General features: G+C 73.6%; 5 protein-coding genes. 4 read left to right on the forward strand and 1 reads right to left on the reverse strand.

Features of this window, described 5'->3' with window-relative positions; genetic code table 11:
- Positions 1-51: 51 nt before the first annotated feature.
- Entirely contained in the window at positions 52-1,086 is a 1,035-nt protein-coding gene (gene hemC, locus ROTAS13_RS19565; RefSeq protein WP_027297250.1) for a hydroxymethylbilane synthase, read from the reverse strand.
- A 127-nt stretch (positions 1,087-1,213) separates the two neighbouring features.
- Here hemC and tsaD point away from each other — a divergent pair, with 127 nt between their 5' ends.
- The 4 genes from tsaD to ROTAS13_RS19585 are packed head-to-tail and all read left to right on the forward strand — an operon-like array spanning position 1,214 to position 4,710.
- Complete coding sequence (tsaD, locus tag ROTAS13_RS19570) at positions 1,214-2,263, forward strand: tRNA (adenosine(37)-N6)-threonylcarbamoyltransferase complex transferase subunit TsaD (protein ID WP_083755629.1); 1,050 nt, start codon at positions 1,214-1,216, stop codon at positions 2,261-2,263.
- Positions 2,263-3,375: a hypothetical protein gene (locus tag ROTAS13_RS19575; RefSeq protein ID WP_075823161.1), complete on the forward strand. Its 1,113-nt coding sequence runs from the start codon at positions 2,263-2,265 to the stop codon at positions 3,373-3,375. Before tsaD ends, ROTAS13_RS19575 begins: the two co-directional genes overlap by 1 nt.
- Positions 3,372-4,211, forward strand: a complete 840-nt coding sequence (locus tag ROTAS13_RS19580; protein WP_075823162.1) for a 23S rRNA (adenine(2030)-N(6))-methyltransferase RlmJ — start codon at positions 3,372-3,374, stop codon at positions 4,209-4,211. The genes ROTAS13_RS19575 and ROTAS13_RS19580 overlap by 4 nt, the downstream gene beginning before the upstream one ends.
- Complete coding sequence (locus ROTAS13_RS19585) at positions 4,204-4,710, forward strand: NAD(P)-binding domain-containing protein (RefSeq protein WP_083755630.1); 507 nt, start codon at positions 4,204-4,206, stop codon at positions 4,708-4,710. Before ROTAS13_RS19580 ends, ROTAS13_RS19585 begins: the two co-directional genes overlap by 8 nt.
- The last annotated feature ends 20 nt before the right edge of the window (positions 4,711-4,730 follow it).

A 4,730-nucleotide genomic window follows, 5' to 3' on the forward strand; every position in this document is an offset into this window, starting at 1 on the left:
CCCCGGCTGGCGGGCGCGGGCGCCCGGCCCCGCCGCGATCCGGGTCGCCGTTCAGGTGAAGAGGTCGGCCGGGCTGTCCAGCCGAAGCTCCTGGCCCAGCGCGTCGCCCAGCCGCTCGGCATCCCGGGCATCGCCATGCACGCTGCGCTTGAGCAGGAAGGAACCGTCCGGCCGCGCCACCAGCCCGGTCAGGCGGAGCCGCCCGTCCGGCAGCAGCTTGGCATGGCCGCCGATCGGGGTGCGGCAGGAGCCGTCGAGCGCCGAGAGCAGCGCCCGTTCGGCGCGGGACACGGCGCGGGCCTCCGGATTCTCGATGGCGGCGAGGAGCTGGCGCAGCTCGGTATCGCCCTCGCGCACCGTCACGCCGACGATCCCCTGCCCGGCGGCGGGGACCATGGCCTCCGGGTCCAGGATCACCATGCCCTCGGGCACGATCTCCAGCCGCTTCAGCCCGGCCAGGGCCAGCATCGTGGCATCCACCTCCCCGGCGGCGAGCTTGCCGAGGCGGGACTGGACGTTGCCGCGGATCATCGTCACCCGCAGGTCCGGCCGCGCATGCAGCACCTGGCTCTGCCGCCGCAGGCTGGCCGTGCCGAGCAGGGTGCCCGCCGGCAGCGAGCCCAGCGGGTCCGCCGGGTCGAGCGCGCCGCAGCCGGGGCCGGGGAGCAGCACGTCCCGCGCATCCTCGCGCTTCAGGGTGCAGGCCAGGACGATGCCGGGCGGCATCTCGGTCTCCAGGTCCTTGAGGCTGTGCACGGCGAAGTCGATCCGCCCGTCCAGCAGCGCCTCGTGGATCTCCTTGGCGAAGAGCCCCTTGCCGCCGATATCGGCGAGGCGCCGGTCCTGGATCCTGTCGCCCGAGGTGGCGATCACATGCTCGTCGAAGGCCTCCGCCATGCGCAGCACAGGGCAGAAATGCAGGATCTTCTGCAGGAAATGCCGGGTTTGCCACAGCGCCAGCGGCGAGCCGCGCGTGCCGACGCGCAGCGGCAGGTTCCGGCCCGCATGCGGCAGCACGCGCGGCCTGGGCTCGGGAGAAAGAGGGCCGGTCTTGTTGCCGGCCGCTGCGGGGTGGGCAGGAAGCATCGGCGCGTCATAGAACCGGCCCGCGTATCGTGGAAGCGGCTTGTTCCGGGACGAAATGTCCCAGGTACGGCCCAGGGATCGCGGGATCACAGGCCGGGCGCCGGAACCGGCCCCGAGAGGAATGGATATGGAACCGAAGGGCCCCGTGCTCGGCCTGGAGAGCAGTTGCGACGAGACGGCGGCGGCCCTGCTGGCCCCGGACGGGCACGTGCTGGCCGAGGCGCTGCTGAGCCAGGTGGCGGAGCACGCACGCTTCGGCGGCGTGGTGCCGGAGGTCGCGGCGCGGGCGCATCTGCACCACATGCCGCGCCTCGCCGCCCGGGTCTTCGCCGAGGCCGGGATCACACCGTCGGAGCTCGGCGGCGTCGCCGCCACCTCCGGGCCGGGGCTGATCGGCGGGCTGATCGTCGGCGCCAGCTTCGGCAAGGGCCTGGCCCTGGCACATGGCCTGCCCTTCGTGGCGGTGAACCACCTGGAGGCGCATGCGCTGACGCCGCGCCTTCCCGGATTGCTGCCCGAAGCGCCGGCTTTTCCCTACCTGCTGCTGCTGCTGTCCGGCGGACATTGCCAGTGCGTGGCGGTGGAGGGGCTGGGCCGCTACCGCCGCCTCGGCTCGACGCTGGACGACGCGGTGGGCGAGGCCTTCGACAAGTCGGCCAAGCTGCTCGGCCTGCCCTGGCCCGGCGGGCCGCATCTGGAACGGCTGGCGGCGTCGGGCGACCCGAAGCGCATCCCCCTGCCACGCCCGATGCTGGGGCGGCCGGGCTGCGACTTCTCCTTCTCCGGCCTCAAGACCGCCGTGGCCCAGGCGGTGGGCAAACTCGCCGACGAAGCCGGAAAGGCGGACATCGCCGCCGCCTTCCAGGCCAGCGTTTCCGCCGTGATGGCCGACCGGGCGCGCAACGCCCTCGGCATGATGCCCGGCGCCACGGCGCTGGTGGTGTCCGGCGGCGTCGCCGCCAATGGCGGGGTGCGCGAGGCGCTGCGCGGCGTGGCGGAACGGGCCGGGCTGCCGCTGATCGCCCCGCCCATCCGGCTCTGCACGGACAATGCGGTGATGGTGGCCTGGGCCGGGATCGAGCGGCTGCGTGCCGGCCTCACCGATCCGGTGGACCACGCGCCACGGCCGCGCTGGCCGCTGGCGGAGCTTTCTCCCACCGGGGAGCGGATATCCTGATGTGGCCCTTCCGGCGCTCCCGCGACGCGGCGGCCGTGCCCGACCCGAGCGGGCCGCGAACCGGTCTTCCCGCCGCCCAAAGGGACAAGATCGGCCGGGACGGGATCGGCCATGGCGCCGCCGGCCTGGCGCTCGAACCCACCCTGCCGCCGCTGCTGCTGCCCGCCGCGCCGGAGCCCCTGGACCCGAGGCGGCTGGAAACGCAGGTTCTGCCCTCGGTCAGCAATGCCCATCGCATCGCCATGGGCATGCGATGCCGCGATGCGGAGCCCATGCCCCGCGTGTCGGATGCCGGGCGCGTCGGCAGGATGGCGGATGGCCGCCGCGTCCAGGTCATGCACAACGGCGTGCAGGTCCTGGCGGATGGCTATTGCGGCGCCTGGATGACCGAGCTGATCGAGCGTTGCCATGGCCATCACGAGCCGCAGGAGGAGCGGCTGTTCCACGAGCTTCTCCGCTGCCTGCCGCCGGGCGGCACGATGCTGGAGCTTGGCGGATACTGGGCCTTCTACTCCATCTGGTTCCTGCTCGCGGCGCCGGGCCGGCGCGCGGTGCTGCTGGAGCCCGATCCGCGGCACATCGAGGTCGGGCGCGCCAATCTCGCGCTGAACGGCGTCGCGGCGGAGATCGTGCAGGGCTTCCTCGGCGACCGGCCGGGGGAGACCCTGCCTTTCCCCACGGAGGAATCGGGAACCCTGGACCTCGCCTGCCATGACGTGGCCGGGCTGATGGCCGCGCGGGGTCTCGACCGGCTCACCATCCTGCATTGCGACGCACAGGGCGCCGAGTTCACCATGCTGGAGCAGGCGGCGCCGCTGCTGCGCGACGGGCGCGTGGACTGGCTGTTCCTGTCCACCCATCACCACCTCATCAGCGGCGACCCGCTGACGCACCAGCGCTGCGTCGAGGCGGTTCGGGCGCTGGGTGGCGTCATCGAGGTGGAGCACGATGTGGGCGAGGGCTTCTCCGGCGACGGGTTGATCCTGGCGCGCTTCGGTGCCGCGCCGCCGGGCTGGCGGTGCCCCGCAATCAGCTACAACCGCGCCTCGGAATCGCTGTTCCGTCATCCGCTTTATGATCTCGCCGCCTCGCGCGGCCAGGGAGTGCCGTGAACTATCGCCACGCCTACCATGCCGGGAACTTCGCCGACTGCGTGAAGCATGCCCTGCAGCACCACATCCTCGCCGCCCTGCGGCGCAAGCCGGCGCCCTTCCGCGTGCTCGACACCCATGCCGGGATCGGCGCCTATGACCTGCGGGAGGAAAGGGCCGAGCGCACCGGGGAATGGCGGGCCGGGATCGGGCGGCTGGAGGGGATCGCGGAGGGTCCGCTCGCCCCCTGGCTCTCGGCCGTGCGGGAGTTCGGCTGGCCGCCGCTCTATCCCGGCAGCCCGGCGCTGAGCCAGGCGATGCTGCGGGAGGGCGACCGGCTGGTGCTCTGCGAGCTGCATCCCGAGGACCAGGAGGAGCTGCGGGCCCGGATCGGCCGCGACCGGCGCGTGGCGGTGCATGCGCGCGACGGCTGGGAGGCCGCGACCGCCCTCACCCCCTTTCCGGAGAAGCGCGGGCTGCTGCTGATGGACCCGCCCTTCGAGCAGGAGGGCGAGTTCGACCGCCTCGCCGACACGATCATCGCCGTCTCGGGGCGCTTCCGGGGCTGCATCCAGGCGGCCTGGTATCCGGTGAAGCACCGCGCCCCGGTGCGCGACTTCCATGACCGGCTCCGCGCCTCCGGGGTGCGCGACCTGCTGGCCTGCGAGCTCTGGCTGCGCGAGCCCACCGATCCGACGCGGCTCAACGGCTGCGGGCTGGTGGTCAGCAACGGCCCCTGGGTGCCGGAGGGGAGCTTCGAGGCCGTGGCCGGGGGCATCCTGCGCGCGCTGCTGGAACGCCTGGGCCAGGGCGAACCGGGCCAGGGCTGCACTGTGACGAGGCTGACCGATGAGTGAGGCGAACAGGCTCGCCGTCCTTGGCGCCGGGGCCTGGGGCACGGCGCTGGCGATCCAGGCGGCACGGGCGGGCAACCGGGTGACGCTCTGGGCGCGCGACCCGGAGAAGGCGGCGGCGATGCGCGGGACGCGGCGGAACCCGCGCCTGCCGGATGCGGTGCTGGAGGGGCTGCGCGTGACCGCGGATGCCGCCGAGGCTCTGGAGGGGGCAAGCCTCGCCGTGCTGGCCGTGCCGATGCAGCCGCTGCGCGCCGCCGTCGCCGCCATGCCGGAACTGCCGCCGGTGGTGGCGGTGGCCAAGGGAGTGGAGAGCAGCTCGCTTCTCCTGCCGCTGGAGGTCCTGGCCGAGCTGCGGCCGGGCCTGCCCGCCGCCGTGCTCTCCGGGCCGAATTTCGCGCATGAGGTGGCGGCCGGCCTGCCCGCCGCCGCCGTGCTGGCCAGCACCGATCCGGTGCTGCGCGCCGCCGCCTGCGCCCGCCTCGCCACCCCTGTCTCTTGATCACATCTACGCACAGCTCC

Origin of the sequence: Roseomonas sp. TAS13 (genome assembly GCF_001950415.1) — a bacterium.
In the GTDB taxonomy this organism is placed as follows: Bacteria; Pseudomonadota; Alphaproteobacteria; order Acetobacterales; family Acetobacteraceae; genus Roseomonas; species Roseomonas mucosa.